This window comes from Luteimonas sp. gir, assembly GCF_037198055.1.
Classification (GTDB): Bacteria; Pseudomonadota; Gammaproteobacteria; order Xanthomonadales; family Xanthomonadaceae; genus Luteimonas; species Luteimonas citri_A.
On the sequence record NZ_JBBAXQ010000019.1, the window covers coordinates 1 to 25,618 of the forward strand.

Here is a 25,618-nt window from a genome sequence, read left to right on the forward strand (position 1 = left end):
GGGCGGTGACACCGCCCGGGGCCCTAGTGTCGCATTGGCGGCGTCGAAACCCTACTGGTTCAGGCGCCAGGCGCTGACGTCGCCGTCGACGGTCTGTACCACCAGCACGCCGTCGGCGACGACCGGGGCACCCTTGATCGGGTCGCGACCGGCGCGCTCGCGCGCGGCGAACTCGCCGTCGTCCAGGCGCAGCCAGTGCAGATAGCCGTCGAGGTCGCCGACCACGGCGTAGTCGCCCTGCACCACCGCCGCGCTGAGATTGCGCCGGGCCAGCGCCGGCTGCTGCCAGGCCGCCGTGCCGCTGAACTTGTCCAGCGCCCAGACCGTGCCATTGGCGTCGGTCACGACCACGCGGTGCGGCGACAGCGCCGGGCGGTTGGAGCCGCCGTGCTCGCTCACCCACAGCGGGCGACCGCTCGGGCCTTCCAGTGCCATCGTGCGGTGGCGGTAGCTGCTGGCAAACAGCACGGCTTCGTCGAGCACCGGGGTGCCGTCGACGTCGGCCATGCGCTCGAGCTCGGTGCGACCGTCCGGCTGGGCAACCGCCTGCTCCCACAGCGTGCGGCCGTCGGCCAGCGCGAGTGCGGCCAGCGTGCCATCGTCGTTGCCGACGAAGACGAAACCCGGCCCGAGCACCGGCGCATCGTTGCCGCGGACGGTCAGCGACGGCAGTTCGCGCACCCAGAACCAGCGGCGCTCGCCGCTGGCGATGTCGAATGCGGTGACGCGACCGTCGTTGGAACGCACCAGCACCAGGCCCTGCCCGATCGTCGGCGCGGCGATGACTTCGTTGGTGACCTTGGCGGTCCAGCGCTGTTCACCGGTCGCCGCATCGAGCGCCAGCACGTCGCCGTCCAGGCTGCCGACCACGACCAGGCCATCGCCGACGCCCGGACCGCCGCTCAGCCGCAGGTCCGATTCATGGCGCCAGATCGAAGCGCCGCTCTGCAGGTCCAGTGCGCGCACGCCGCCCTTGATCGCGGCGACGTAGACGCGGCCATCGGCGACCACCGGGCCCTGGCGCACGCCCAGCCGGCCTTCGCCCTTGCCGGCGCTGGTCCGCCACAGGCGGGTCACCGTCACCGACGGGGTGATGTCGGTCAGCTTCGCAGGTTCCGACAGCGCCTTGGCATCGGCCTTCTCGCTGTTGCCGAACCAGCCGCGCACGGTGCTGCAGCCGCTCACCGCGACCGCGCACAGCGCGATCGCCGCGAACCGCAACGCGCGGGACGGAACGGGGGAAGCCGCGGCGGGGGCCGTGTGCTCGGTCATCAGGATTCAACCTCGGGTTCGTCCGGCGCACCGCCGACTTGGGAAAGCTTGAGCTCGACCAGCCCGCGCTGCGGCGCGGCGCTGTCGAGGCCACGCAGCGCACTGGCGTAGTCGGCGCGGGCCTGCTCGACCTGTTCAAGCGCGAAATGCGCATCGCCGCGCACTTCCAGCGAGACCGCATCGTCAACGCCATCGAGCAGCGCGACCGCTTCCTGGCCGCGGCCGGCGTCGATCAGCAACCGTGCCAGACGCTGGCGCACGACCGCCGCCACGCCGGGTTCGGCGCCCTCGACGCCCTGCAGCGTGGCGATCGCGGCATCGCGGTCGCCGGCGTCGAGCTGGGCCTTGGCCAGTTGCAGCGCGGCCAGTTCGCCATAGGTGGAATCGGGCAGCGCGGCGACGCGTTCGCTGGCCTTGTCGAGCGTACCGGCGCGGATGTCGAGCACTGCCGCCTGGTAGTCAGCGTGCTGGGCAGCCGCCTGGGCGTGGGTCCGCTGCTTCCAGTACTGCCAGCCGAAGATCAGGAGCGCGCCGACGAGGACGCCACCAATCAGGCCCAGGCCGTTGTCGCGAAGCCAGGCCTTGACCCGCTCCCCCTGTTCGCGCTCGTCGAGCAGCTCATCAAGTGCCATATGTTCTCTGCGCCCATCGCCGGCGACGGGTCTTTGCCATTGGAAAACGACAGACCGGCGGCAGCGCTCACGCGCCGTGCCGGTCCTGTGTGCAGCGCGGGTCGCGATTACTCGGCGACGGGCGCAAAACCGCGATCGGAGGATACCTCAAAGCGCGCGACGTTCGACCGGCGAAACTCGGACAGATCCTGAACGACCCCATCGCGCAGCACCTCGACCGCGCCGGCATTGCCGAGCACGATGCGGTGGACATCCGCAGTCGCGAACTCGCGCTGCTGGCCGGCCGGGATTTCGGCCGACTCGATCCGGCGGCCGTCGTGGCCGACGATTTCCACCCAGCTCGGCCCGCTGAAACGCAGCGTCAACCGACCCGTCTGAGCGCGTGCGGCGGGCTCGGCCGCCGGCACGGGCGCGTTCGCACGCTTGGGCAGTGCGCCCAAGGATGCGGTGACCGGCCGCGGGCCGGCAGGCTGCGCGGGCGCGGCGTCGTCTCCGAGCACGCCCAGCGAAGCGGTGATCTCACCGGTGTCGTCGACATGCTGGCGCGTCGCCACCCAGACCGGCACGACGATCAGTGCGGTGATGACGACATAGACCGCGCGGCCCATGGCCTTGTCCAGCACCCGCTGCATCGGCGGGGTGTAGGTGCGCGGGGTCAGTTCTGGCGGGCGCACCTCGGCGGCCGCCGGCACGGTGTCGGCCAGCGACTCGGGCAGCCCGAGCAGACGCAGATAGCTGCGCAGCTGACCGCGGACGAACACCTGCGCGCCCAGGCGCCCCCAATCCTCGGCCTCGAGGGCCTCGACCACGCGAATCTGCATCCGCAGTCGCGAGGCGACATCGGCAAGGCGCAACCCGGCCTGCTCGCGCGCGACGCGCAGGCGCTCTCCGACCCCAGACGTGGTCTCTGGCATGGCCTGGTGCGAAGAACTCATGGTGGACTGGTTTCCCTTGGCTGGAGTTGCGGCGCGTCCGGAAATTCGCTCGCCAGACGCCGCATGAGTCGATCGGCGGCGGCTCCGTCGCCGAGCCCCTGTTCGATGCGGGCCGCCAGATGCAATGCTGCCGCAGTTGCGGGGGCCACGGCAAGCCATCGTTGCGAAAAAGCGCGCGCCTCGAACCATCGCCCCTGGCTGGCGAGCAACCGAGCCATGGCATCGAGCGCGACCGCGCTCGCAGGCTCGAGTTCGAGCGCGGCGCGCAGATCGCGTTCGGCGCGCACGGCGTCACCGGCCTCGAGTGCACAGGCGCCGGCATTGGCCAGGGCGCCGGCGCGGTCGCCGTAGCCCGGATCCTGCAGCGCGGCGTCGAACTGCGCCAGCGATTCGCCCGCACGGCCGCTGCGGCACAGCCAGGCGCCGTAGTTGTTGAGGGTCGCGCCGCGGTGGGGCGCGCGCTCGACCGCGGCGCGGTAGTAGGCGCCGGCCTGCGCCGAGCGGCCCTGACGCTCGCTGACCAGCGCCAGCAGCGTATTGGCGTCGGCCGCGGTCTGCTCGTTGCGCAAGGCCGCCTTGGCCTGGCGCTCGGCGGCTCGATCGTCGCCCTGCTGGTAGGCGCGCACGCCCAGTGCCAGTTGTTCGCGCGCGGCCTCGGCACGGCGGAACTCGGGGGTGCCACCGATATCGTAGGTCGGGCGGTCGGTGTTCGGCTTGACGAACCCCGAGCGCGAGCAGGCGGCCAGCGCCATGCCGAGCATCACCAGGACGACGGCCTCAGGCCACCGCATCGACACCGTCGCCACCCTCGGCGCGCAGCCGCTTGAGGTGTTCGGCCTGGCGCCGCGTGCGGTCGGCGACCTGGCCCTTGAGCTGGCCGCAGGCCGCGTCGATGTCGTCGCCGCGGGTGCGGCGGACCGGCGCGATGCGGCCCGATTCATTGAGCAGCTTCTGGAACCGCCGGATCGCGGCGTCGTCCGGGCGCTCGTACCGGGTGCCCGGGAAGGGGTTGAACGGGATCAGGTTGACCTTCGCCGCGTCCTTCATCTGCAGGCGGTTGTCGAACTCGCGCATCAACCGCACCAGCTCGCGCGCATGCTGGGGCTGGTCGTTGACGTCACGCATCAGCGTGTATTCGAACGTCACCGACTCGCCACGCTTGCGCTGGGCATAGCGCACGCACGATTCCATCAGCTCGGCGATCGGGTACTTCTTGTTGAGCGGCACCAGTTCGCTGCGCAGCGCGTCGTTGGGCGCGTGCAGCGAGACCGCCAGCGACACGTCGCTGACCTCGCCGAGCTTGTCGATCATCGGCACCACGCCGGCGGTCGACAGGGTGACGCGCTTGTTGGCCAGGCCGTAGCCCAGGTCGTCGCGCATGATGCTCATCGCGCGCACGACGTTGTCGAAGTTCATCAGCGGCTCGCCCATGCCCATCATGACCACGTTGGTCAGGCGGCGCTGCTTGTGCGGCACGTTGCCCAGGTGGCGCGCCGCCACCCAGACCTGGCCGATGATCTCGGCGGTCGACAGGTTGCGGTTGAAGCCCTGGGTCGCAGTGGAACAGAACTGGCAGTTGAGCGCGCAGCCCACCTGCGACGACACGCACAGCGTGCCGCGGCCCTTGTCAGGGATGTAGACGGTCTCGATGGCGTTCTTGCCGTCCATCGCCAGCAGCCACTTGTGGGTACCGTCGGCGGAGGGCTTTTCGAACTGGATCTGCGGCACGCGGACTTCGGCGTGCGCCTCGAGCTTGGCGCGCAGCCCCTTGCCCAGGTCGGTCATCTCGTTGAAATCGGTGACGTAGCGGTGGTGGATCCACTTCATCACTTGGTGGGCACGGAAGCGCTTTTCGCCGAGGATCTCGGCGAAAAAGCGCTCCAGTCCCTCGCGATCGAGGTCGAGCAGGTTCTGCTTGGCGACGGCAACGTCGATGGCGACCCCGGTCACGATGGCATCACTCAGCGCGAGACGACTTCGTCGTTCTTGAAGAAGTACGCGATCTCGGTCTGCGCGTTCTCGACCGAATCCGAGCCGTGGGCGGCGTTGGCGTCGATCGAATCGGCGAAGTCGGCGCGGATCGTGCCCGGCGCGGCGTCCTTCGGGTTGGTGGCACCCAGCAGTTCGCGGTGCAGAGCCACGGCGTTCTCGCCTTCCAGGGCCTGGATCATCACCGGGCCGGAGGTCATGAATTCGACCAGCGCGTTGAAGAACGGACGCTCGCGGTGGATCGCATAGAAGCCCTCGGCCTCCTCGCGGGTGAGCTGCTTGTACTTGGCGGCCACGATCTTCAGGCCGGCCTTCTCGAAACGGCTGTAGATCTCACCGATGACGTTCTTGGCAACGGCATCGGGCTTGACGATGGACAGGGTGCGCTCGAGCGCCATCTGCGAATTCTCCGGACAATGGGGACGACCATCCCGGCGGGCTGGTCGAAGTTAGCATGGAAAAACCCGCGTCTGGGCGCGGGTTTAGCCGATACGGCTGCAGTGATTCTACCGCATTGCGAGGCAAGCCGCAGCGCGCCGATCCCAAGAAGCGATCCAAGACGCGATGCAAGCCGCGATCGAAGGCGCGGTCATTGACGCATCGCCCCGCTGCGCTCTAGCATCAAACAAGCGTTTGATTCAGCGGAGAGCGGATGAGCGGTACGCGGCAGTTTTCGACCAAGGACAAGATCCTGGGCGCAGCCGAGGAGTTGTTCGCGGCCAATGGATTTGCCGGCACCTCGCTGCGGCAGGTCACCAGCCGCGCCGACGTCAATATCGCCGCGGTCAACTACCACTTCGGCAGCAAGGAGAACCTCGTCAACGAGGTGTTCCGCCGGCGCATGGACCAGATGAGCGCGCAGCGCCTGGCCCAACTGCGCCGGGCGCTGGCCGAGCAGCCCGGGCAGATCGAGCCGATCATCGCCGCCTTCGTCGATCCGGCGCTGGACATGGCGATCGGTCGCAACGGCAACGGCGGGTTCGTGCGGGTGATCGCACGCGCCTATGTCGAGAAGAACGATGCGCTGCGCAAGTTCCTGTCCGAGCAGTACGGCCACGTGCCGCGCGAGTTCGCCTCGGCCCTGTCCGCCTGTCTGCCGGGACTGGGCAAGGCCGAGCTTTATGGCCGGCTGGATTTCCTGGCCGGCGCACTAACCTATGCGATGGCGGACTTCGGCTTGATCAAGCGGCCGCACGGCACCACCGAGGCCGAACACCGCACCCGGATCGCCGGCGAACTGATTCGCTTCTCTGCCGCCGGTTTCCGCGCCTGACCCCCATGCCGGGTTCGACCCGGCCCTTATCGAACAAAGGGATGGAGCAAATGTCCGAGAAATTGCTTGTACGTCGCGCCGCGGTCCTGGGCGCCGGGGTCATGGGCGCGCAGATCGCCGCCCACCTGACCAACGCCGGCATCGACACGGTGCTGTTCGACCTGCCGGCCAAGGACGGTGACCCGGACGGCATCGTCCGCAAGGCACTGGCGAACCTGGGCAAGCTCAGCCCTGCCCCGCTGGCCTCGCGCGCGCTGGCCGAGGCCATCGTGCCGGCGAACTACGAGACCGGCCTGGCGCTGCTGGAAAGCTGCGACCTGATCATCGAGGCGATCGCCGAGCGGATGGACTGGAAGCAGGACCTGTACCGCAAGATCGCCCCGCACGTACCGACGCACACCGTGCTTGCCAGCAACACCTCAGGCTTGGGAATCAATAAGTTGGCGGAAGTTCTTCCAGAAGAACTTCGCCATCGTTTCTGCGGTGTGCACTTCTTCAACCCGCCGCGCTACATGCATCTGGCCGAACTGATTCCGGCCAAGACCACCGACAAGGCGGTGCTCGAGGGTCTGGAAACCTTCCTGACCACCCAGCTCGGCAAGGGCGTGGTCTACGCCAAGGACACCCCGAACTTCATCGGCAACCGGATCGGCGTGTTCTCGATTCTGTCGACGATCCACCATACCCAGGAGTCAGGCCTCGGCTTCGACGAGGTCGACGCGCTGACCGGTCCCCTGCTCGGCCGGCCGAAGTCGGCGACCTATCGCACCTCCGACGTGGTCGGGCTCGACACCATGGCCCATGTCATCAAGACGATGGCCGACACCCTGCCCGACGACCCGTGGCACGACTATTTCGCCACGCCCAAGTGGCTGTCGGCACTGATCGACAAGGGCGCGCTCGGCCAGAAGGCCGGGGCCGGCATTTTCCGCAAGGCCGGCAAGGACATCACGGTCCTCGACCTCGAGGCGCAGGACTACCGCCCCGCCGACCGCAAGGCGGCCGACGAGGTCGTGGAGATCCTCAAGACCCGGGATCCCGCCGAGCGCATGGCCAAGCTGCGCGCCAGCGCGCACCCGCAGGCGCAGTTCGTCTGGGCGATCCTGCGCGACCTGTTCCACTACAGCGCCGTGCACCTGGAAGATATCGCCCAGACCGCGCGTGATGTGGATCTGGCGATCCGCTGGGGCTACGGCTGGCAGCAGGGGCCGTTCGAGCTGTGGCAGGCGGCGGGCTGGAAGCAGGTCGCCGACTGGATCGCCGAGGATATCGTTGCTGGCAAGACCATGAGCAGCGCGCCGCTGCCCGACTGGGTGTTCGACGGCCGCGAGGGCGTGCACGCGGCCGAGGGCAGCTACAGCCCGGCCCAGAATGCCAAGCTGCCGCGCTCCGCGCTGCCGGTCTATCGCCGCCAGCGCTTCCCCGACCCGTTGCTTGGCGAGCGCTTCGATCAGGGCGAGACCCGCTTCGAGAACGATGGCATCCGGCTGTGGAGCGATGGCGACGACATCGGCGTGATCAGCTTCAAGACCAAGATGCACACCGTCTCCGACCAGGTGCTCGACGGCATCCAGGAGGCGATCGGCATCGCCGAGCAGGACTTCAAGGGCCTGGTGATCTGGCAGCCCAAGGAGCCGTTCTCCGCCGGTGCCGACCTCGCCGGCGCGCTGGGCCTGCTGCAGGCCGGCAAGGTGGACGCGTTCGAGGCGATGGTCGCCAACTTCCAGGCGACCAGCCAGCGCATCAAGTATTCGCTGGTGCCGGTGGTCTCGGCGGTGCGCGGCCTGGCGCTGGGCGGCGGCTGCGAGTTCCAGATGCACAGCGCGCGCACAGTCGCGCACCTGGAGAGCTACATCGGTCTGGTCGAGGCCGGGGTCGGCCTGCTGCCGGCCGGCGGCGGTCTGAAGGAACTGGCGGTGCGCGCGTCGAACGCGGCCGGTGCGGGCGGCGACGTGTTCGCCGAGCTCAAGAAGACCTTCGAGACCGTTGCGATGGCCAAGGTCTCCACCTCGGCCGTGCACGCGAAGGAACTGGGGCTGCTGCGCGCAGACGACGTGGTGACGTTCAACGCCTACGAGCTGCTGCACGTCGCCCGCCAGCAAGCCGCCGCGCTGGCCGAGTCGGGCTATCGCCCGCCCCTGCCCGCGCGTGCGATCCGGGTCGCCGGCGATGTCGGCATCGCGACCTTCAAGATGCTGCTGGTCAACATGCTCGAAGGCCGCTTCGTGAGCCCGTACGACTACGAGATCGCCGAGCGCATCGCGACTGTGCTGTGCGGCGGCAATGTCGACCGCAATGCGCTCGTCGACGAGGATTGGCTGATCCGTCTGGAGCGCCAGCACTTCGTCGAGCTGGCGCAGCAGGACAAGACCCAGGCCCGCATCGCGCACATGCTCAAGACCGGCAAGCCGCTCAGGAACTGAGGTTCGTGCGTGGCCCGCGTGTCAGGCCACGCCGTGTCCCCGTCCCGAACCTCGACATCGCATTCCGGAGTTTCCAATGACCAAGCAGATCCAGGACGCCTACATCGTCGCTGCCACCCGCACCCCGGTGGGCAAGGCGCCCAAGGGCGTGTTCCGCAACACCCGTCCCGACGACATGCTCGCGCACGTGCTCAAGGCCGTCGTCGCGCAGGCGCCGGGCATCGATCCGGGGCGCATCGACGATGCGATCATCGGCTGCGCAATGCCCGAGGGCGAGCAAGGTATGAACGTGGCACGCATCGGCGTGCTGTTGGCCGGCCTGCCCGATACCGTCGCCGCACAGACCGTCAACCGCTTCTGCTCCTCTGGCCTGCAGGCAGTGGCGCTGGCGGCCAACGAGATCCGGCTGGGCAATGCCGACCTGATGCTCGCCGGCGGCACCGAGAGCATGAGCATGGTGCCGATGATGGGCAACAAGGTCGCGCTGTCGCCGTCGGTGTTCAAGGACGGCCATGTCGCGATCGCCTATGGCATGGGCATCACCGCCGAGAAGGTCGCCGAGGAATGGAAGGTCTCGCGCGAGGATCAGGACGCGTTCGCCCTGGCCTCGCACCAGAAGGCGATCGCCGCGATCCAGGCCGGCGAGTTCAAGGACGAGATCAGCCCCTACGAGATTCTGTCGCATCAGCCGGATCTGGCCGGCAACACTGTGCAGCTGAAGAAGCGGCTAGTGGATACCGACGAGGGCCCGCGCCCGGATTCGTCGCTCGAGGGGCTGGCCAAGCTCAAGCCGGTGTTCCGCAACGGCCAGTTCGGCGGTTCGGTGACCGCCGGCAACAGCTCGCAGATGAGCGATGGCGCGGCCGGCATCCTGCTCGCGTCCGAGCGCGCGGTGAACGACCACGGCCTCAAGCCGCTGGCGCGCTTCGTCAGCTTCGCCGTCGCCGGCGTGCGGCCCGAGGTCATGGGTATCGGACCGATCGCGGCGATTCCCAAGGCGCTGGCGCAGGCCGGGCTGACGCTCGACGACATCGACTGGATCGAGCTCAACGAGGCATTCGCCGCGCAGGCACTGGCGGTGATCCGCGACAGCAAGCTGGACCCGGACAAGGTCAACCCGCTGGGTGGCGCGATCGCACTGGGCCATCCGCTGGGTGCGACGGGCGCGATCCGGACCGCGACGATCGTGCACGGCATGCGCCGCCGCAAGAAGCGCTACGGCCTGGTGACGATGTGCATCGGCACCGGCATGGGCGCTGCAGGCGTGATCGAGGCGCTGTAACGCACCCCAGCATGTGCGCGGCCTCCGATTCACGAGGCCGCGACTACTGACGGGTGCCGCCTGTCCGTCGCCTCGCCCCCGGGTTGGCAGCCAAAAAAAGCCCCGGCACTGCCGGGGCTTTTCTTCATGCGTGATCGCGTGGAGATTAGCCCTGCAGCGGCACCACACGGACCTCGACGCGGCGGTTGGCCGCCCGGCCCTGCTCGGTGCTGTTGTCGGCGATCGGACGGGTCTTGCCGAAGCCGACGATCTCGAAGCGCTGGCGCAGCAGGCCCTGGCCGATCAGGTAGTTGCCCACCGCATTGGCGCGCTGTTCCGACAGTCGCTGATTGACCGCATCGCTGCCGACGCTGTCGGTATGGCCCGAGATCTCGACGATGGTCTTGTCGTACTCGGCCAGCGTGCGCGCGACGTTGTTGAGCGCGGGATAGAACTGGGCCTTCAGATCGGCCTTGCCGAAGTCGAAGGTCACGCCGTCAGGCAGATTGAGCTTGATGACGTCGCCTTCGCGATCGACCTGGATACCGGTGCCCTGGGTCTGGCGACGCAGTTCGGCTTCTTGGCGATCCTGATAGGCACCGATCGCGCCACCGGCCAGGCCACCGACACCGGCGCCGACGAGCGCACGCTGGCGGCGTTCGGTTGCATCCGACCCGCTGAGCAGGCCCGCAACTGCGCCGATGCCGGCACCGATCAGGGCATTGTTGCGCGTGCGATTCGGATCGTCGGGCGCGTTGGTCTGGCCGGTGTAGCTGGCGCAGCTGGTCAGCAACAGGACGCCTGCGATGGCCGTGGTCAGGCCTGCGGTGCTCAGTTTGCGCATGTTTTGGATCTCCCTTGGGTCAGGACACGAATGTCCGCGAATGGTGATGGCGGGAGCGAAAGTACCCGTTGCCTGATGCAAATAGGGTGACGGATGTGGCGGTGTCCAAGGCCTGTTCAGTTTCGCGCGCGCCACCCCGCATCACGAGCGCGCGGCTCGGTCAAACGCTCAGCGCGATGCGCGATAGGCGGCGAGTGCCGCCTCCCGGCCTGCATCCAGATCCACCATCGGCTTGCGCGGATAGTCTGGCGCCAGCGCCGCCAGGCGGTCAGGCTCGGTCCAGGGCGCGAACAACAAGGGCGCCGGCATGTCAGCCAGTTCGGGCAGCCAGCGCCGGATGTAGGCACCGTCCGGGTCGAAGCGCTGCGCCTGGGTGACGGGATTGAAGATCCGGAAGTACGGCGAAGCGTCGGCGCCGGTCCCACCGATCCACTGCCAGCCGAGCGTGTTGTTGGCCAGATCCGCATCCACCAGCGTGTCCCAGAACCAGCGCGCACCTTCGCGCCAGTGGACGCGCATGTGCTTGCACAGCCAGCTGCCCACGATCAGCCGCACGCGGTTGTGCATCCAGCCGGTGTGCCAGAGCTCGCGCATGCCGGCATCGACGATCGGCACGCCGGTCCGGCCTTGCTGCCAGGCTTCGAGGCGACCGGCGTCGGGCCGCGCCCAGCGGAAGCGCGCGAAGCGGGGGTTGAGGTCGCGGTCGATGCTGTCGGGGAAATGGTGCAGCAGGTGGTGGGCGAACTCGCGCCAGCCCAACTGCCGGATGTAGGCATCGATCTGCGGCGCAGTGGCGGCGCGACGTTCGGCCTCCAGCGCGGCAACGATCCGCCACGGCGCGATCTCGCCGAAATGCAGGTGCGGCGACAGGCGCGAAGTGCCGACCTGATCGGGGCGGTCGCGGCCACTGGCGTAGTCGCGCAGTGCCCCGTCGACGAAGACTTCGAGGGCCTCCCTTGCGCCGTCCTCGCCCGGCGTCCACGACGACCAGAAGCCGGTGGACCAGTCGGGTTCGGGCGCGAGCTTCAGGTCGGCGAGCGCGACGCCGTTGGGCCCGGCCTCAGCCGTCGGCAGCAACGGCGGCGGCGACCAGGTCGCCTGCATGGGCCAGGTCGACAGGGCCTTGCGCCAGAACGGCGTGAATACCTTGTACGGGCCGCCCTGCCCGGTCTGCAGGGCCCACGGCTCAAACAATAAGGCGCCGTCGTGGCTTTCGGCACGCACACCGTCGCCGCGCAAGGTCCGCTTGATGCGGGCGTCGCGTTGTTCGATCGCCGGCTCATAGCGGCGGTTCCAGAACACCGCCTCCGCGTCGCAGGTCTCCACCAGCGTGCGCAGGGTCGGCAAGGTCGGGCCGTGGAACAGGCGCAGGCGTGCGCCATGACGGCGCAAGGCCTGGTCGAGCGCGGCCAGTGCGCGATGACGCCAGGCGTTGGACGCCGCGCCCGGTGCCCAGTCGCCTTCCTCGTCGGGGGCGTGGATATAGACGCACACCGGCGCCAGGCCGGCCTGGAGTGCTGCGTGCAGCGCGGGATTGTCGTCGAGCCTAAGATCGTTGCGGAACCAGACGATCGCGTTCGCCATGCGCTCCTCCTCGCGCGTCGCCGGCAAGCCTAGCCGACCGCGATGATGGCGGTGAGAAGGCCGCCACATCCCCTTCGCGCGCTTTTGCTTCACACTATTGCGTTCTGGCCCGCCCTGCGACGCCGCCCGTTTCCCGACCGCCCCTGTGACCGATTCGCCCTTCCCGCTCGAAGCCTCGCCCGAACAGGCGCAACGCGCCATCGCCGACGAATTCGCCTTCTTCGGCGACTGGTCGGAACGCTATCAGTACCTGATCGACCTCGGCCGCAAGCTGCCGCCGTTCCCCGACAGCGAGAAGACCGAAGCCAACCGCCTGCATGGCTGCCAGTCGATGGTCTGGATCGTGGCCTCGGGTGATGCGGATCGGCTGGACTTCGCGGCGGCCAGCGATTCGGCGATCGTCTCGGGCCTGATCTATCTGGCTTTGCGCGTGTATTCGGGCCGCAGCGCACGCGAGATCGTGGATACCGACGCCAGTTACATCGGCGACATCGGGCTGGCCAAGCACCTCTCGCCCACCCGCAGCAACGGCCTGGCCGCCCTGCTCGCCTTCATCCGCGATCGCGCCCAGTCCGCGCTGGCGTGAGCGCACCCGGCGACAAGTCCTCCGACAGCCGGGCCGCGCCGCTGCGCAATCCAGGCTTTCGTGCATTGCTGGGCTATCGCATCCTGACGATCCTGTCCTATCAGATCGTCGCGGTCACCGTCGGCTGGCAGATCTACGCCGCCACCCAGAACCCGTGGATGCTCGGACTGGTGGGGCTGGCCGAAGTGCTGCCCTACTTCTGCGTGGCGCCGTTCGCCGGCTACTTGGTCGATCACCTGCCCCGGCGCAAGCTGGGCATGGCGGCCGCGGCCGGCCTGGCGATCACGCCGGTGCTGCTCGCCCTGCTGTCGCTCGACGGGCTGGGCGACCACGTCTGGCTGATCTATCTGCCGATCATGCTGACCGGCATGGTGCGGGCGTTCCTGGGACCGGTCTACAACGCGCTGTTCGCGCGCGTGCTGCCGCGCGAGCAATTCGCGCGGGGCGCCAGCCTGGGCAGCATCGCTTTCCAGAGCGCGGTCGTGGTGGGCCCCGCGATCGGTGGATTCGTCGTCGGGTGGGCCGGCGAAGCCAGCGCCTATGCGCTGGCCTCGGTGCTGGCGCTGGGCGTGATCGTGTTCCTGGCGCGGATGCGCGTGACCGAGCCGCCGCGCATGCTGCAACGCGCCCCGATCTTCGCCAGCATCGCCGAGGGCGCCCGCTTCGTGTTCGGCCACCAGATCCTGCTCGGCGCCCTGGCCCTGGATATGTTCGCGGTGCTGTTTGGCGGCGCGATCTCGCTGGCGCCGGCTTTCATCCACGACATCCTGCATTGGGGACCCGAAGGCTTGGGCATCCTGCGCGGTGCGCCGGCACTGGGCTCGGTGGCGATGGGCATCTGGCTGGCCCGCCATCCCGTCCAGCGCAACGCAGGTCGCTTCCTGCTGCTCGCGGTCGGTGGCTTCGGCCTGTGCATGATCGGTTTCGGCCTGTCCACCGCGTTCTGGCTGTCGGCGTTCTTCCTGCTGCTGTCGGGCATGTGCGATGGGGTGTCGGTGGTCATGCGCTCGACGATCATGCAGTTGGCGACGCCCGATCACATGCGCGGCCGGGTTTCGTCGATCAACGGCCTGTTCGTGGGCTCGTCCAACGAGATCGGCGCGTTCTACATGGGCTCGATGGCGCGCCTGCTCGGCCTGGTTCCGGCCGTTGTGCTCGGCGGCTTCATGACGATGGGCGTGGTCACGATGACGGCCTGGAAGGCGCCGCGCTTGCGCCGCCTGGATCTGCGCGAGCTGCAGTGAACGCAGAACTGTGACGGGCGACCGAGTCGCCCTGCCCGATCCCCGGAATACTCGCCCGAACACGTGACCTGCCACCGCAAGTCGTCCGCGCTCGGGATCGCGCGGATTTCGCCAAGGAACCGGCCATGCGCGCACCCGTTCTGGTATCGATCGCCCTGCTCGTCGCCTGCGCGCTCGTTGTCGTGCTCGGCATCCAGAACCGCCGGCTGCAGACGACGCTGACCGACCTTCAGACCGCACAACTGGCACCGCCGGTAGGCGCATGGTGGCCGGCCCTCGAACTGCAGACCCTCGACGGGTACACCGAGACGCTGGGCGGCGCAGGCCGGGCACAGGTCATCTATGTCTTCGACACCGGTTGCCCGGCGTGCAAGGCCTCGGTGCCGGTGGTGCGGGAGATCGAGACGGCTCTTGCGCAATTGCCCAATGCGATCTCAATGGTGAGCATCGGCAGTGGCGACGACATCGCCGCCTATCGGAAAGACGCCGGCTTCGGTTTTCCGGTCTTTCCGCAGTCTGCCAAGCTGGCTTCATTGCTGGGCGTTGAGCAGGTCCCTCTTCTGGTCGCGGTCGACGACGATGGCCGTGTCGTCTTCTCGCATGTCGGGCAACTGGACAAGGATGTAGTGGCATCCCTCATGACCGACATACGCGGCCTGGATGCCGTCTCAGTCGGTTCCATCCAAGGAGAAGGCAGATGAAGAAGGTCACGAGCAAGATGAAGAGTGCGCTGGTCGCGTTCGCAATCGTCGGGTGCCTCGGATTCGGAGCCGCCCAGGCGGTCCAGTCCAATGCCGCTGGCAGCCGATGTACGCATCCGGAAACCGGCTGTCCTTGCAAGCCCGGCTGCCGGTATGGCGGCGGTCGTGTCGGTTGTTGCCTGATTCCCTGACGGGCTCGCAAAGAAAAAGCCGGTCGAATCGACCGGCTTTTTCTGGAGCGATCGGCGGAAGCCGTCAATCCCCCATCTGCTTTTGCAGATGTTCCCAGCGTTCCTGCTCGTCGATCGTGCGCTCGGCCGTCAGGCGCGCTTCGAGACGGTCGAGACCAATCTCCTCGCCCGAGTCCACGCTGTAGCCGTACTCGCCCGAGTCGACACGCTTGAGCGTGCTGTCGATCTTGCCGATCAGCTTGCGATAGCGGTCGCGCGTGCGAAGCTCGAGCGAGTTCTCGGTCTCCCGGGTCGCACGTTCCGCCTCGTCGCCGACATCGCGGACTTCGTCCTTGAGGTTCTCGATCGTCTGCTTGGATTCCTCGACCAGGTCCGCGCGCCACTGCAGCAGGCGCTGGCGGAAATACTCGAGTTGCAACGGACTCATGTACTCCTCGTCGGCGGAGGGCTTGTAGCCCGCCGGGAGGATGGGACGACCTGTCTCTTCATCGGTCTTGTACTGCACGACCTTCACCTTCGTTCTGGGCGCCGGCTCCGGCTGGCGCGCCACGACCGCGACGGCGACCTTGCCGGCCGGACGCGGACGTGTTGTGGGAGTGGAAGCCGGCACCGGCTTGGGTGCGGCGGTTTTCGCCGGCGCCGACGTCGCCTTCGCAGACGCAGCCTCCGGTTTGGCGACAGGCTTGTCGATGACCGACTTTGCCGGTGCCGCCTTTTTGGCGACGGACTTGTTGGCTGCCGACGGGGCGGCGGCCTTGGCGTTCGTCGCCGGCTTCGGCGCCACGGTCTTGTTGACCGGAGCGGCCTTGGCGATCTTCTTGGCTGGCGCCTTCGACGGCGCCGCCTTCTTGGCAGGCGTCTTGGTGACCGGCGTCTTCTTGGTCGCCTTCTTGGCCACGGCCTTCTTGGTCACGGGCGCAGACTTGGCCACCTTCTTGACGGCCGGGGCCTTCTTCGCGGGGGCAGACTTCTTGGTCGCAACCTTGGCGGGCGCCTTGGCTGCGGGCTTGACGGCCTTCTTGACGGCCTTTTTTACGGGTTTCTTGGCTGCCACGAGCTGCGATCCTTGTCATTCCCTTGGACGGGGAAGCGGGCTGTTATACCCTGCAAACCCTGCAGCGGCAACCGAACCGGCCGCCGCATTCATCGCCTCTGCCGACCTGCCGTGATCGAGCGTCTCCTCATCGTCCTGCTGCAGGGCTACAAACGGTTCGTCAGTCCGTTGCTCGGCCAACGCTGCCGCTTCCATCCCAGTTGCTCGCAGTACGCCATGATCGCCATCGCCCGGTTCGGTGCATGGCGCGGCGGCTGGCTGGCCCTGCGCCGGCTCTCGCGCTGCCACCCCCTCCACCCCGGCGGGCACGATCCGGTGCCGATGCCCGAAATGGACCCCAAGCCATGACCCAGACCCTGATCCGCAACGCCCGCCTGGTCAACGAGGGCCGCATCGTCGAGGGCGATCTGCGCATCGGCGCCGATGGCCGCATCGCCGCGATCGGTGGCGACCTGTCCGCACGCGAGGGCGAGCGCGTCGTTGACGCCGCCGGGCGCTGGCTGTTGCCGGGGATGATCGACGACCAGGTGCATTTCCGCGAGCCGGGCCTGGAGCACAAGGCCGACATCGCCAGCGAATCGGCCGCCGCGGTTGCCGGCGGCCTGACCAGCTTCATGGACATGCCCAATACCAGCCCGCCGACCTTGAATGCGGCCGCGCTGCAGGACAAGTACGACCGTGCCGCCGGCCGTGCGCGCGCGAACTACGGCTTCTACATGGGCGCGAGCAACGACAACCTCGATCACGTGCGGCGGATCGACCCGCTGACCACGCCGGGCGTCAAGGTGTTCATGGGCGCCTCGACCGGCAACATGCTGGTCGACGACCCCGACACGCTTGATGGCATCTTTCGCGAGACGCCGGTGCCGATCATCACCCACTGCGAGGACACGCCGACGATCGACGCGATCCAGCGCGAGTACGTGGCGAAGTACGGCGACGACATCCCGGCGCAGTGCCACCCCGACATCCGCTCGCGCGAGGCCTGCATCAAGTCGACGCGGCTGGCGTTGGCGCTGGCGCGTCGCCACGACACCCGGCTGCATGTGCTGCACATCTCCACCGCCGAGGAACTGGCGCTGTTCGAGGCCGGCCCGCTGGTCGACGCGGACGGGCGTCTGCGCAAGCGCATCACCGCCGAGACCTGCATCCACTTCCTGCGCTTCGACCGCGCCGACTATGCGCGGCTCGGGCACCTAATCAAATGCAACCCGGCAATCAAGGACGCCTCCGACCGCAGCGCACTGCTGGCTGCGCTGGCCGAGGACGTCATCGACGTGCTCGCCACCGACCATGCGCCGCACACGCTGGCCGAGAAGCACAACCCCTATACCCGCGCGCCGAGCGGGCTGCCGCTGGTGCAGTTCGCGCTCGTTGCCGCGCTCGAATGTGTCCACGAGGGACACTTCGACATCACGCGCGTGGTGCAGAAGTTCGCGCACGCGCCGGCGCAGCTGTTCGACGTTGCCGAGCGCGGCTTCCTGCGCGAAGGCTACTTCGCCGACCTGGTGCTGGTGGAGGACACGCCGTTCACCGTGCAGCGCGAGCAGGTGCTGTCCAAATGCGGGTGGTCGCCGTTCGAGGGCACGACGTTCCGCTCGAAGATCGCCTCGACCTGGGTCAATGGCCAACTGGCCTGGGACGGCACGCACCTGGTGGGCGATCCCGCCGGCCAGCGTCTGGCCTTCGCGCGCTGAGCGCCGGGACCGGGCTGGCGTCCAGGCCACCGCAGCTTCATGCACGTCCGCCTATTCTGCCCGCCCCTTCCGCTGCACTGCACCTCCCGATGCCGACACGCTTCGTACTGCTGCTCTGCGCCCTGTTCGCACTGCCGCTCGCCGCCCAGGACACCGGCGCGCTGCGCTTTCCAGAGCGCGTCGAGCAAGGCAGCCTGGTCGTCGGCAAGGTGCCGGCGGGCAGCCAGGTACGCTATCGCGACCGTGCGCTGCGCGTCAGCGGCTACGGGACGGTGGCGCTGGGCATCGGTCGCGACGAGACTGGCCCGGTGCAGGTGCAGGTGATCGATCCCGAAGGTCGCGAGCATGTCGCCACGATCAACGTTGCGCCGCGCGACTGGCCGATCGAACGCGTCAACGGCGTGCCGCCGGCCACCGTCAATCCGCCGCCGGCGATTGCCGAGCGCATCCGCCGCGAACAGGCGCAAGTGACCCGGGCGCGGACGCGCGACGACGCGCGCGTCGACTTCGGCGGCCGTTTCCTGCGCCCGGTCGAAGGGCGGATCAGCGGGCGCTTCGGGCGTGCGCGTTCGTACAACGGGCAGCCGGGCGCGCCGCACTCGGGCATGGACATCGCCGCGCCGACCGGCACGCCGGTCAAGGCGCCTGCCGCCGGCATCGTGACCTTCGCCGCGCCGGACCTGTACTTGACCGGCGGCACGCTGCTGCTCGACCACGGCCATGGCGTGAGCTCGAACTTCCTGCATCTCTCGCGGCTCGACGCCAAGGTCGGTGACCGCGTCGAACAGGGACAGGTGATTGGCGCGGTCGGGGCGACCGGGCGCGCGACGGGGCCGCATCTGCATTGGGGGATGAGCTGGTTTGACGTCCGGATCGATCCCCAGCTTGTGTTGGAGCGCTGAGGGGTTCTTGTCCACGTCGTTCGCCTTCCCCACGCGCGGCGGCGCGTTCGTCAGGGTCGAGGCGTTGGAATCCTGGAGGCGCGGTTCGACGTCCGGATCGATCCCCAGCTTGTCTTAGAGCGCTGAAGACGGGTCTCCACGTTGCTCGCCTTTCCCTCGCGCGGCGGCGCGTTTGTCAACGCCGCGGATTGGGATCATGGAGGCGCGGTTCGACGTCCGGATCGATCCCCAGCTTGTGTTGGAGCGCTGACGGCGGGTGTCCACGTTGCTCGCCTTCCCCACGCGCGGCGGCGCGTTTGTCAACGCCGCGGATTGGGATCATGGAGGCGCGGTTCGACGTCCGGATCGATCCCCAGCTTGTCTTAGAGCGCTGAAGACGGGTCTCCACGTTGCTCGCCTTTCCCTCGCGCGGCGGCGCGTTTGTCAACGCCGCGGATTGGGGATCATGGAGGCGCGGTTCGACGTTCGGATCGATCCCCAGTTGGTGCTGGAGCGCCGAGAGCGGGTGTCCTCGTTGTTCGCCCTCCGCTTCGCACGGCGGCGCGTACGTCAGGGCCGGGGCGTTGGGATCTTGGAGGCGCGGCAACGCCGGGTCGACGGCCCACTTCCATGGCGCGCTGCAACCACCGCATCCAGGGCAGTGTCAATTCCGCAAGACCTGCACATGCAGCAGGATCGGTGTCCCGTGCGGACGCTCAATTCTAACGGGCAAATACCCCGACGCATCCCAAGGCACATACAACTCAAACCCGCCCTCGTCGGCGACGCGCCATCTGTTCCCGCAGCACTCGATTACGCTACCGGCCGGGGCCCTCCCCTTGATCACGTCTCCAGCCCGGGCACGGGCGGGCAGCACAACTTCTGTTCCGCCTACGAGTCGACCGCCGTGCTCGAGCATCGAAGGCTGAGCGGTCATGCTCTTTTCTCCTGCATCCGATGGTGACATCGTTCGCAGCACTGACGAACGTGTCGTAGAGACCTGACTCGATGCGTTGCAGGCCACTGTGCCCACCCCTGCGACGAAGAACAACAAGAACCGTACATATCGCATACTAGTGGCGGGGAGTTTCTTTGGCATCTAGATATCGTCCTGTCGATAACAGCGGCGAGGCATGCGCAATGCCCTGGAAATACTGTGAGCCCCGGATGTATCAGCCCAAATGGAGATCAAGCTGTGATGAGGATGTATCGAAGCGATTCGCGTGGCGCAATTCAAACGCTGTCACGTTCCGCATTAGCGTGCGCAGTGGCACTGGGTTTGTCCATGCCGGTACTTGCCGTCGCCGCCGACCACCGGAGCGTAGTCGGCACAGATCCTATCGACAGTCGCGTTTCGATACCGGGTGGCCATGTCCGATTGCATCGACATCTGGCGACGTCCGCAGGACCTACTGCTACGTCACCCGTACTCGGGGTCGACGCCAAAGCTGCCTATCACGAGACGGGCGTCATTGGCGATGCGGAGAGTTGGCGCACCGATGAGTTCAAGGCCGACTGGGGAATGTCAGCGATTGGTGCCCATCACGCCTACGCGCGAGGTCTTACAGGCGCTGGAATCAGCATCGGCCAGTTCGACAGCGGTGTGGACTTGACGCATGCAGAGTTCGCCGGCAGGGGCCATCTGTCCTTGCACCTTGGCGATGACGGTTGCACCCGTGGAGGCCGCGGTTCCAGGATCGTCTTCGACGCAGCGACAGGTTGCGCATCCACGAATGGCGACGAACCATCATCTTCTGTCAACTGGGTATTTCCGAATGATGGCAGAACACCCTATGCCTACGCACAGTACGATGCGCATGGCACCCACGTCGCGGGCACCATGGTGGCATCTCGCGACGGGCAAGGCATGCACGGCGTCGCCTTCGGAAGCCGTCTGATCACTGCGCGCTTCTTTCCCGACACCGCCTACGCTTGGGTGCAGGGAGTGGATGGTGCATGGGACCGGTATCCGTTCGTCTCGACTCCGGGGGGCGGAACCATTACGGACATCCAACAGGTCTATTCGCAGCTCAGACAGCAGGGCGCCAAGGCACTGAACATCGAAGTCCAGTACGCAACCTTTCCCGAGACCACCGTTGAGGACCTGCGTCGCGAGTATGAGGACGATCGGGCTTACTGGGATGCCTTTGCCGACGGAGCGATCGAGTCTGGCATCGTCAACGTCGTGGCTGCTGGCAACTACAGCAGCATTCCCAATCTGTTCCCCGGAGTACCTGCCTTCCGGCCTGACGCGGCGAGGTACTATCTCGCGGTCGGCAGCCTGACGCTGGGCGAAGACGGTAGCTACGACATTTCAGGCTATTCGAACCGCTGCGCGTATGCGATGACCTGGTGTGTCATGGCACCTGGCGAGGCCATCTTCTCATCAATCGTCGACGAGAATATCGCATACCGCGGGACCTTCGGCGGCAGCGGAACCGACGATGACCCCTACTGGTTCGATTACAACGCGAACATCGACACCACGCCCGTACATGGGTATGCCGACTTCAGCGGTACCTCAATGGCGGCGCCCCACGCAATCGGCGCACTGGCGCTGCTGTTTGAGCGCTTCCCCTACCTGGATGGCCCGCAGGCGCGCGACGTGCTCCTCACCACCGCCACAGACTTGGGTGCACCCGGCGTAGACGAGATTTACGGCTGGGGAATGATCAATCTCGAGAAAGCCATCAACGGGCCTGGGCAACTGATCGTCGACACCGACATCGTCATGGACGAGGCCGCAGGCGGCACCAAGGTCTGGGACGGCGATGCCTGGGACGACTGGACCAACGACATCGGCGGCCCCGGCCGGCTCGGCTTCCACTCCAACACCGGCGGCTGGCTTAGCCTGTCGGGCGACAACAGCTTCAATGGCGCCACAGTGACCGGCGGTACGCTGGAGTTGGCCGGCCGCAATGCGCTGGCCGACGACGTGCTCGTGCAAGGCGGGCGCCTGTTGATCGCCGAGGATGGGCGCCTGCAGGACACCGCGCTGACGGTGACCGGCGCGGTCGACACCCAGACCGGTGCGATCCTCGGCCGCGGTGTCGCGGTCGTGAACGGTACGGTCGCGGGTGGGCAGACGCGCGTCGAGGCCCTCGGCACCCTGGGCGGCAGCGGCACGCTCGGCGACACCTGGGTCGCCGGCACGATCGCGCCCGGCAACTCGATCGGCACGCTGGTCGTCGATGGCGACTATGTGCAGACCGCCGACGCCACGCTGGTCGCCGAACTGCAGCCGCCGAACCTGTCCGACCTGCTGTCGGTCACCGGCTCGGCCACGCTGTACGGCGGCACGCTCGTCGCCAGCCGCTTGCCCGGCACCTACCTGCTCGGCCAGCAGTACCGCATCGTGTCGGCGCAGGGCGGCGTGACCGGCACCTTCGACAGCGTCGACAGCAGTGCGCTGTCGCCGTTCCTGTCGCTGTCGCTGCTGTACGGGCCGAATGCCATCGATGTGGGCGTGGCGCGCGGTGCGGCGCTCGCGACCGCGGCACAGACCGGCAACCAGCGCACCACGGCGGCGGCGCTCGATGCACTGCCCGATAATCAGGGCCTGCTGGTCCCGCTGACCCAGCTCGGTGAAGCCGGCGCACGCAACGCGTTCGATCAACTCTCGGGTGAGATCCACGCCAGCGCGCAGCAGGTCCTGATCGACAGCGGTCGCCTGGTCCGCGATGCTGCCCTCGCCCGCGCCGGAAACGACGGCTTCCGCGGCCAGCGCGACATCGATGCCCACACCGGGGCATGGGTCGAAGTGCATCGCCAGGGCGGCCGGGTCGGCGGCGACGGCAATGCTGCGCGCGCGCAGTACAACGGCACGGCGGCATTGGTCGGTGTCGACCGCCAGTTCGACGGCGGCTGGCGGGTCGGCGCCTTCGGTGGTGTCGGCAGCACCGACTTCGACGTGCGCAGCCGTGCCTCGAAGGGTGATGCCGATACGCGTCACGTGGGTGTCTACGGCAGCCAGGTCTGGGACGGCCTGGGCCTGCGCGTGGGCTATACGTATGCGTGGCATGAGCTGGACGTCGAGCGCGACGTCGCGTTCGCCGGCTTCGCCGATGGCGTGCACGGCCGTTACGACGCGACTGCATGGCAGGCCTTCGCGGAACTGGGCTACCGGTTCGGCAACGAGCGTTGGGAACTGGAACCGTACCTGCAGTACGCCCATGTCGAACTCGACCACGATGGCTTCGCCGAGGACGGCGGCGCTGCAGCGCTGCGCGGCCGCGACGGCGACACCCGTGTCGACCTGACCACGGCCGGCGTGCGCTTCAACGTCAACCTGCGCGGTACCGCCCAGGACCAGAGCTGGTTGAGCCTGCGCGGCAACCTGGGTTATCGCTACGCCGGTGGCAACCAGGTGCATGACGCGCAGTTGTCGTTCGACGGAAGCCGCTGGTACGGGGTGACCAGCCCGTCGATCGCCGACGAAGCCACGCTCGTCGAGCTGGGTATCGCTGCCCGCACGTCGGCCAACAGCCTGCTGGAGCTCGGCTACAGCGGCGCGTTGTCGGACGACGCCCGCGACCACGGCGCCAGCGCCCGGTTCTCGTTGCAGTTCTGAGCCTGCCCGACAATCGGCACCTGAAAAAAGGGGCGGCTTCGGCCGCCCCTTTCCATTCGCGGCTGCTGGCCGCGAGCCCAAGGATCCCAGTCGCTCGTGAGGTCCGCGGTCAACCGCTGACGCGTGCCACCGCGTCGTGCGCATGCAGGCTTTCGAAGTGGGCGACGGTTGCCTCGAATCGCGCAACGCGCGGGTCGGCGGTCAGCACCGCGGCGACACGACGGGCGGCATCCTCGCAAAACATCAGATTCTCGGCGTTGAGGGCGGCGAATGCCTGCTCGTCCTCGCGCTTGACCGCGGTCTGCACCGGCGTGCCGAGTGCGAGTTCGAGTGCGTCGATCAGCGACAGGACCGGCAATGCATCGACATCGGGCGACAGCCGCAGGCGCACGGTCGCGCGGCTGCGCTGGGCATGCGGGGTCGCCGCCAGGCCGCGCGGCGAGGCCAGCCAGTCGTGAACCGCGTCGAAGCTCGGCGTGCGGCCGGCGAAATCGGTGGCGAATCGCGCCGCATTGAGCTGGCGCGACAGCGCCGCCGAGGCCGGGCATGTGCTGGAGTACTCGACCGAGAGGGTCAACATCAGCGCCAGACCATCCGGGCCCAGCACCGCGTCGAGTTCGATCGGATAGGTCTTCCAGCCGCTGTGATCGCTGGCAAGCGCCGGGCGGCGCAGCAACTGGCCGTACTTCAAGGTCAGTTGCACGCGATCGGCCAGGCCGCGCTGGGAGTCGATGCAATCGGCCAGCACGCGTGCGAGCGTGTCGCGCCCGAGGGTCTCGCGCGCCAGTGCGTCCTGCAGGTGCAGGTACAGCCGCGACATATGGATGCCGCGCGCATCGGGATCGATCAGGTTGACGCCGATATCGGCGCGGGCCGGCACGGTGACCGCCTGCCCGTCGCCATCCTCGATGCGCAATGGCAACGCGATCTCCGCCATGCCGACCCAGTCGAGCAGGCGCGCCGCCTGGGCCTGGTCGCCGGCGACATCGGGAAGGACGGGGGGACGGATTGAATCGCTCAAGGCTGCGCTCGCGGGGGGACGGGACGACACCCTTGCGGGCGTGGGCCACGCAGTTTAACGGCTCGGCCGGCGACCGCCCTGCAACGCAGCGTGTCGCACGGGCCGCGGCGCTCAGCCGCGCGCCGCGCGCCAGCCCAGCCAGAGCACGGCCAGTCCGTTCGCCGGACGCAGTTGTCCGTGGCGCGCGAGCGTCCGCAGGCGTGCGGCGAGGATCGCGTTGCCGATCCGACGCGGCCGGGTCCCACCGTCGCGCTGCGGCCACCGCGCAAGCAGACGCGCGGCCAGCGACTGGTCGCCGCGCAGCATCGCCTGCGGTGCCAGCAGCGGTGCCGCAGTGATGCGCCCGGCCCCGCTGTCGCGGCGCCCATCGCCGAACAGCGCCATCTCGCACGCAGCCACGGCCAGGGCGAGGTCGTGCAGCCGCTCCAGGTGCGCGGCCGGCTCGGGGACAGCCTCACGCGTGGCCGGCAACAGTCGCAGCGCGAGCGCCAACGTGCCCCAGGGGGCGGCGTGCCGTTGCAGATGCACGGCCAACGGATGCCGGCGTGCGCCCTTGTCCCAGCCCTGCAGTTCTTCCTGCCACCAGGCCAGCTTGGCCAGCCCGGGTGTCGGGTCGCTGCCGCCCCAGGCGGCCTCGCCGAACTCGTCGAGCAATGCGAACCAGGCCTGCGTGCGCTCGCGCAGGTCCGGGGCCACGAAGGCCAGGCCGATGCGCCATTCCGGCCATCGCGCCTGCCACTTGGCGAGGAAGTCGTCGTCGTGCGGGGCGGCGCTCATGTCGGGCGCGGCCAGGCGGCGGGTTGCAACAGGGCCTCGGGCGTGTCGAGCATCGCATCGCCCTGCCAGGCGATCGGATCGTCATCGTCCAGGCGATACCCCCACAGCGCAACGATCGATGGCATGCCGGCCGCACGCGCGGCGAGGATGTCGCGCGCGTCGTCGCCGACGTAGACGCAATCGCGTGCCGGAATGTCGATCGCGCTGGCCGCGTGCAGCAGCGGCAACGGATGCGGCTTGCGCTCGGCCAGCGTGTCGCCGCCGATCAGGACGGCGCAGCGGTCCTGCCAGCCGAGCTGCGGCAGGATGCGTTGCGCCAGCCCTTCGGGTTTGTTGGTGACGATGCCCCAGCGTGTGCCGGCGGCCTCGAGTGCGGCCAGCATCGCCTCGATGCCATCGAAGGGGCGGCTATGCCGACCCAGTTCCTCGCCGTAGACCGCGAGGAACTCCGGCACCAGGGCGACCACGCCCTCGGCATCGAGCTCGGGGAACGCGACGGCGGCCATCGCCCGCGCACCGCGCGAGACCACCGGGCGAATATCGGCCAACGCCAGCGGCGTGCGGCCGCGGGCGTCCCGCATCCGGTTGACCGTCGCCAGCATGTCTGGCGCGCTGTCGAGCAAGGTGCCGTCGAGATCGAACAACGCACCGGCCGGGAACGCCATCGGGACCTGCGCTGCCGC

Annotated in this window: 22 protein-coding genes; 10 read left to right on the plus strand and 12 right to left on the minus strand. The window is 68.1% G+C overall.

What is annotated here, in order from left to right; all coding sequences use genetic code 11:
• Positions 1–51: 51 nt before the first annotated feature.
• The 6 genes from bamB to ndk form a co-directional block, all read right to left on the minus strand.
• Positions 52–1,272: an outer membrane protein assembly factor BamB gene (bamB, locus tag WAF18_RS16930; protein WP_337246144.1), complete on the minus strand. Its 1,221-nt coding sequence runs from the start codon at positions 1,270–1,272 to the stop codon at positions 52–54.
• Positions 1,272–1,904 (minus strand): tetratricopeptide repeat protein, encoded by a 633-nt coding sequence (locus WAF18_RS16935; RefSeq protein WP_337246145.1) that lies wholly within the window; start codon positions 1,902–1,904, stop codon positions 1,272–1,274. Before WAF18_RS16935 ends, bamB begins: the two co-directional genes overlap by 1 nt.
• A 107-nt stretch (positions 1,905–2,011) precedes the next feature.
• Complete coding sequence (locus tag WAF18_RS16940) at positions 2,012–2,839, minus strand: RodZ domain-containing protein (protein ID WP_337246146.1); 828 nt, start codon at positions 2,837–2,839, stop codon at positions 2,012–2,014.
• A complete protein-coding gene (pilW, locus tag WAF18_RS16945; protein ID WP_337246147.1) occupies positions 2,836–3,630 on the minus strand; it encodes a type IV pilus biogenesis/stability protein PilW in 795 nt (264 codons plus the stop codon). The genes WAF18_RS16940 and pilW overlap by 4 nt, the downstream gene beginning before the upstream one ends.
• Entirely contained in the window at positions 3,617–4,804 is a 1,188-nt protein-coding gene (gene rlmN / locus WAF18_RS16950; protein WP_337246165.1) for a 23S rRNA (adenine(2503)-C(2))-methyltransferase RlmN, read from the minus strand. Before rlmN ends, pilW begins: the two co-directional genes overlap by 14 nt.
• The gene (gene ndk, locus WAF18_RS16955; RefSeq protein WP_183427068.1) at positions 4,801–5,226 is read right to left on the minus strand and encodes a nucleoside-diphosphate kinase; all 426 of its coding nucleotides are present in this window, start codon (positions 5,224–5,226) and stop codon (positions 4,801–4,803) included. Before ndk ends, rlmN begins: the two co-directional genes overlap by 4 nt.
• A 254-nt stretch (positions 5,227–5,480) precedes the next feature.
• Between ndk and WAF18_RS16960 the strand changes: the two genes are divergently transcribed.
• From WAF18_RS16960 to WAF18_RS16970, 3 genes are all read left to right on the plus strand, one after another.
• Positions 5,481–6,101 carry a TetR family transcriptional regulator gene (locus WAF18_RS16960; protein WP_337246148.1) on the plus strand — a complete coding sequence of 207 codons (621 nt, stop codon included), beginning with the start codon at positions 5,481–5,483 and terminating at the stop codon, positions 6,099–6,101.
• A 50-nt stretch (positions 6,102–6,151) separates the two neighbouring features.
• On the plus strand, positions 6,152–8,524 hold the full coding sequence (locus WAF18_RS16965; RefSeq protein ID WP_337246149.1) for a 3-hydroxyacyl-CoA dehydrogenase/enoyl-CoA hydratase family protein: 2,373 nt from the start codon (positions 6,152–6,154) through the stop codon (positions 8,522–8,524).
• 76 nt (positions 8,525–8,600) lie between these two features.
• Positions 8,601–9,806, plus strand: coding sequence for an acetyl-CoA C-acyltransferase (locus WAF18_RS16970; RefSeq protein WP_337246150.1), 1,206 nt, complete (start codon positions 8,601–8,603; stop codon positions 9,804–9,806).
• A 145-nt stretch (positions 9,807–9,951) separates the two neighbouring features.
• On the opposite strand, the gene WAF18_RS16975 is transcribed toward WAF18_RS16970, so the two are convergent.
• Positions 9,952–10,629, minus strand: coding sequence for an OmpA family protein (locus WAF18_RS16975; RefSeq protein ID WP_337246151.1), 678 nt, complete (start codon positions 10,627–10,629; stop codon positions 9,952–9,954).
• A 168-nt stretch (positions 10,630–10,797) separates the two neighbouring features.
• The gene (locus tag WAF18_RS16980) at positions 10,798–12,213 is read right to left on the minus strand and encodes a deoxyribodipyrimidine photo-lyase (protein WP_337246152.1); all 1,416 of its coding nucleotides are present in this window, start codon (positions 12,211–12,213) and stop codon (positions 10,798–10,800) included.
• Between the two features lie 145 nt (positions 12,214–12,358).
• Between WAF18_RS16980 and WAF18_RS16985 the strand changes: the two genes are divergently transcribed.
• The 3 genes from WAF18_RS16985 to WAF18_RS16995 all read left to right on the plus strand — a co-directional run bounded on the left by WAF18_RS16985 (position 12,359) and on the right by WAF18_RS16995 (position 14,744).
• Positions 12,359–12,799, plus strand: a complete 441-nt coding sequence (locus WAF18_RS16985) for a SufE family protein (RefSeq protein ID WP_337246153.1) — start codon at positions 12,359–12,361, stop codon at positions 12,797–12,799.
• Complete coding sequence (locus tag WAF18_RS16990; RefSeq protein WP_337246154.1) at positions 12,796–14,043, plus strand: MFS transporter; 1,248 nt, start codon at positions 12,796–12,798, stop codon at positions 14,041–14,043. The genes WAF18_RS16985 and WAF18_RS16990 overlap by 4 nt, the downstream gene beginning before the upstream one ends.
• Before the next feature lie 125 nt (positions 14,044–14,168).
• Positions 14,169–14,744: a TlpA disulfide reductase family protein gene (locus WAF18_RS16995; protein WP_337246155.1), complete on the plus strand. Its 576-nt coding sequence runs from the start codon at positions 14,169–14,171 to the stop codon at positions 14,742–14,744.
• Between the two features lie 255 nt (positions 14,745–14,999).
• Here WAF18_RS16995 and dksA read toward each other — a convergent pair whose 3' ends face one another.
• Entirely contained in the window at positions 15,000–15,989 is a 990-nt protein-coding gene (gene dksA / locus WAF18_RS17000) for an RNA polymerase-binding protein DksA (protein WP_337246156.1), read from the minus strand.
• Between the two features lie 111 nt (positions 15,990–16,100).
• Here dksA and yidD point away from each other — a divergent pair, with 111 nt between their 5' ends.
• The 4 genes from yidD to WAF18_RS17020 all read left to right on the plus strand — a co-directional run bounded on the left by yidD (position 16,101) and on the right by WAF18_RS17020 (position 23,137).
• The gene (gene yidD / locus WAF18_RS17005) at positions 16,101–16,337 is read left to right on the plus strand and encodes a membrane protein insertion efficiency factor YidD (RefSeq protein ID WP_337246157.1); all 237 of its coding nucleotides are present in this window, start codon (positions 16,101–16,103) and stop codon (positions 16,335–16,337) included.
• Entirely contained in the window at positions 16,334–17,686 is a 1,353-nt protein-coding gene (locus tag WAF18_RS17010; protein ID WP_337246158.1) for a dihydroorotase, read from the plus strand. The genes yidD and WAF18_RS17010 overlap by 4 nt, the downstream gene beginning before the upstream one ends.
• Before the next feature lie 89 nt (positions 17,687–17,775).
• Positions 17,776–18,588 (plus strand): M23 family metallopeptidase, encoded by an 813-nt coding sequence (locus WAF18_RS17015; protein ID WP_337246159.1) that lies wholly within the window; start codon positions 17,776–17,778, stop codon positions 18,586–18,588.
• A 1,183-nt stretch (positions 18,589–19,771) separates the two neighbouring features.
• A complete protein-coding gene (locus WAF18_RS17020; RefSeq protein ID WP_337246166.1) occupies positions 19,772–23,137 on the plus strand; it encodes an autotransporter domain-containing protein in 3,366 nt (1,121 codons plus the stop codon).
• Positions 23,138–23,246: 109 nt separating this feature from the next.
• On the opposite strand, the gene folE2 is transcribed toward WAF18_RS17020, so the two are convergent.
• The 3 genes from folE2 to WAF18_RS17035 all read right to left on the minus strand — a co-directional run bounded on the left by folE2 (position 23,247) and on the right by WAF18_RS17035 (position 25,600).
• Positions 23,247–24,158, minus strand: coding sequence for a GTP cyclohydrolase FolE2 (gene folE2 / locus WAF18_RS17025; RefSeq protein WP_337246160.1), 912 nt, complete (start codon positions 24,156–24,158; stop codon positions 23,247–23,249).
• Positions 24,159–24,269: 111 nt separating this feature from the next.
• On the minus strand, positions 24,270–24,935 hold the full coding sequence (locus WAF18_RS17030; RefSeq protein ID WP_337246161.1) for a phytoene/squalene synthase family protein: 666 nt from the start codon (positions 24,933–24,935) through the stop codon (positions 24,270–24,272).
• Positions 24,932–25,600 (minus strand): phosphoglycolate phosphatase, encoded by a 669-nt coding sequence (locus WAF18_RS17035; protein WP_337246167.1) that lies wholly within the window; start codon positions 25,598–25,600, stop codon positions 24,932–24,934. The genes WAF18_RS17030 and WAF18_RS17035 overlap by 4 nt, the downstream gene beginning before the upstream one ends.
• Positions 25,601–25,618 lie beyond the last annotated feature (18 nt).

Coding starts and splice junctions, on each gene's coding strand:
- bamB (WP_337246144.1), bottom strand. CDS start 1,272: ATGACCGAGCACACGGCCCCCGCCGCGGCTTCCCCCGTTCCGTCCCGC.
- WAF18_RS16935 (WP_337246145.1), bottom strand. CDS start 1,904: ATGGCACTTGATGAGCTGCTCGACGAGCGCGAACAGGGGGAGCGGGTC.
- WAF18_RS16940 (WP_337246146.1), bottom strand. CDS start 2,839: ATGAGTTCTTCGCACCAGGCCATGCCAGAGACCACGTCTGGGGTCGGA.
- pilW (WP_337246147.1), bottom strand. CDS start 3,630: ATGCGGTGGCCTGAGGCCGTCGTCCTGGTGATGCTCGGCATGGCGCTG.
- ndk (WP_183427068.1), bottom strand. CDS start 5,226: ATGGCGCTCGAGCGCACCCTGTCCATCGTCAAGCCCGATGCCGTTGCC.
- WAF18_RS16960 (WP_337246148.1), top strand. CDS start 5,481: ATGAGCGGTACGCGGCAGTTTTCGACCAAGGACAAGATCCTGGGCGCA.
- WAF18_RS16965 (WP_337246149.1), top strand. CDS start 6,152: ATGTCCGAGAAATTGCTTGTACGTCGCGCCGCGGTCCTGGGCGCCGGG.
- WAF18_RS16970 (WP_337246150.1), top strand. CDS start 8,601: ATGACCAAGCAGATCCAGGACGCCTACATCGTCGCTGCCACCCGCACC.
- WAF18_RS16975 (WP_337246151.1), bottom strand. CDS start 10,629: ATGCGCAAACTGAGCACCGCAGGCCTGACCACGGCCATCGCAGGCGTC.
- WAF18_RS16980 (WP_337246152.1), bottom strand. CDS start 12,213: ATGGCGAACGCGATCGTCTGGTTCCGCAACGATCTTAGGCTCGACGAC.
- WAF18_RS16995 (WP_337246155.1), top strand. CDS start 14,169: ATGCGCGCACCCGTTCTGGTATCGATCGCCCTGCTCGTCGCCTGCGCG.
- WAF18_RS17010 (WP_337246158.1), top strand. CDS start 16,334: ATGACCCAGACCCTGATCCGCAACGCCCGCCTGGTCAACGAGGGCCGC.
- WAF18_RS17015 (WP_337246159.1), top strand. CDS start 17,776: ATGCCGACACGCTTCGTACTGCTGCTCTGCGCCCTGTTCGCACTGCCG.
- WAF18_RS17020 (WP_337246166.1), top strand. CDS start 19,772: ATGTATCGAAGCGATTCGCGTGGCGCAATTCAAACGCTGTCACGTTCC.
- WAF18_RS17030 (WP_337246161.1), bottom strand. CDS start 24,935: ATGAGCGCCGCCCCGCACGACGACGACTTCCTCGCCAAGTGGCAGGCG.
- WAF18_RS17035 (WP_337246167.1), bottom strand. CDS start 25,600: ATGGCGTTCCCGGCCGGTGCGTTGTTCGATCTCGACGGCACCTTGCTC.